1 protein-coding gene is annotated in these 1662 nt (G+C 36.3%); it reads right to left on the bottom strand.

Translation table 11 applies throughout. The features are described from left to right. Positions 1-97 precede the first annotated feature (97 nt). Positions 98-1189: a replication initiation protein gene (locus BGC07_RS18280; RefSeq protein ID WP_069314497.1), complete on the bottom strand. Its 1092-nt coding sequence runs from the start codon at positions 1187-1189 to the stop codon at positions 98-100. Positions 1190-1662: the final 473 nt, after the last annotated feature.

Raw genomic sequence — 1662 nt, 5'->3', positions numbered from 1 at the left:
TCTAAATTCCTGAATCTCAAGCCTATCTGACATAGTGACATTTGAACAGGTGGCTGAAGCTATATTTGCAAAGGATACTTAAGCTAATTCACTACAATTAGCCAGAAATTTCCTCATACTCTGCATAAACATACTCTTCCTCAAACAACTCTTTCTGTTCATGGTAATAAGACTGACTAAGAGGGTTGGTGACTCGAGCGTTACGTTTCTGAGACTTAAACTTGGGCTTAGAAAAGCCTAAATATAGCCGTTGACCTACGATTTCTTCAATAGCACTTGCTGAGTCAATCTCTCTATCATGATCCACAAGATATTGCACCAATAACTTAAAGTCAGCATAAGTATTACCATTAGTACAAAACTTGTTATAAATAAATGAAAACTTATTTGTATCTATACTCTCACAACAAGAAAGCCGGTCAGTGATTTGAAGTAGTCTAGCAGAGAAATTTTTAAGAGTTAATTTCTCATGGTCTAAAGGCTCTTTCGCTTTTTTTCCTTCGGAGCGACTTTTAATCTTACTAGTAAACGTAAAGGTAATAGCAGTGATTCTACGACCAGTTTTCTGTGGTGTATAGTCCATTTCAATGTCGGTATGCTTGTTTATATCAGCCTTAGCGGGCTCAAGTATACGCTGTTTGATAGGGTTAAATTTTTGATACGACTTCTCATTCTGAATCTCAAGCCGGTCCCGTAGCCAGTCTAAAGTAATTGTTCGCTTCTTAATGTCACCAAACTGCTTAAGTAGCTCATAGATGCGTATTGAGTATGAACTTCTCATCCCTGAGATAAAGCGAAGCTCATAGCTTGTGAAAGCAGACTTTAGGTTACTCAAAAGAGGAGCTACTTGCTCTGAAAACTTCAGTCTCGCCTGGCCTTGCTTATCGAAATAGTCTATTTGGCTAAGCCAACGAAAGTTAGTCTGTATCGCGTTTTCAGCGTCATAAACCTTCACTTTTCTTTCAAAAAGAGAGTTTACAATCGACTTAAGCTCTTGGTAGGCTCCTGCTACAGTGAGAGAAAATTGTTCAGCATACTCATCTGCTCTAATAATGTAATCATTCCTAGAAAGATCAACTCGTGAGTCAACTTTAGAAATGCACATCAAAAGAATTCGTTGTTCTTGCAGGGAGAGCTTAAATCCTGCCTCTATTAACTTATTCGATTTAACAACTATCTCATTCGACACTAAAAAGCCTCTCTCACAAAAAACAACATAAATAGTCACTCGTTGTTTTTATAGCCTTATTAATAATAAAAATCAAGATTTTCCTTAGTGTGGATTTAGCAGTGTCACCTGACTTACAAGGTATTTGTTGTATTTAGGCATGCATAAGCCACAAGGTATTTGTTGTTTTTAGCTATTCTTCAGTAACAAGGAATTTGTTGTATTTAGCTTCTAAGAAGCCACCTGTTAGTCATAGATATAAGACACTTAACTATTTTGCTTGTCACTATCCAACAACAAGGAATTTGTTGGTTTTTATATGAGCAAGGTTTTTGTTGTTTTTAGCTACCAACCCAACCAGCAAGGGATTTGTTGCATTTAACCTTGAAAGTTAAGCAAGGAATCTGTTGTTTCTGGCTTATAAAGCTTGCAAGGTATTTGTTGTATTTAGAATAAGGCTTGACTTTCAAGTACATATTTATCAATAAGTAACA

The organism is Piscirickettsia litoralis, assembly GCF_001720395.1.
GTDB classification, from domain to species: Bacteria; Pseudomonadota; Gammaproteobacteria; order Piscirickettsiales; family Piscirickettsiaceae; genus Piscirickettsia; species Piscirickettsia litoralis.
The sequence above is the reverse complement of the archived record's forward strand: the minus strand, read 5'-3'. Positions and strand labels throughout refer to the sequence as shown.